The organism is Streptomyces sp. NRRL S-1022, from assembly GCF_000720135.1.
Lineage (GTDB): Bacteria > Actinomycetota > Actinomycetes > Streptomycetales > Streptomycetaceae > Streptomyces.
This window is the reverse complement of the sequence record NZ_JOIU01000128.1, coordinates 1-426: the sequence shown is the minus strand read 5'-3', so window position 1 is coordinate 426 and position 426 is coordinate 1. Positions and strand designations below refer to the sequence as shown.

Below are 426 nucleotides of genomic sequence, written 5' to 3'. Positions count from 1 at the left end.
GCTGGGTGATGGTGGAGCCACCCTGCGTCGCACCGCCGCTGGCCATGTTGAAGACCGCGCGGGCGATGCCCTTCGGGTCGATGCCGCTGTCGGTGTAGAAGGTCTTGTTCTCCTGGGAGACGACGGCGTACTGCATCGCCTTGGGGATCTGCGAGAGGTTGACGGCCTGGCGGTTCGTCTCGCCACCCGTGGCGACCATCTCGCTGCCGTCGTTCCAGTAGAAGACGTTGTTCTGCGCCTTCGCAGCGAGTGCCACGTTCGGGACGCTCACCATGGCGTAGCCGATGCCCGCGACTGCCACGAGGCTGCCGACGAAGCCGATGAACAGGCCTGTCACCAGCTTCCACGACGGCATCCATCGCGCCACGCCGTACTTGCCCGCGCGCGGATAATCAATGAAGCGCTTCTTGGCAGGGACCGCAGAGC

Annotated in this window: 1 protein-coding gene; it reads right to left on the bottom strand. The window is 65.3% G+C overall.

The genetic code is table 11. The features are described from left to right. The coding region (locus IG05_RS43225; protein ID WP_420707665.1) for a transglycosylase domain-containing protein at nucleotides 1–426 on the bottom strand (426 nt) is incomplete at both ends.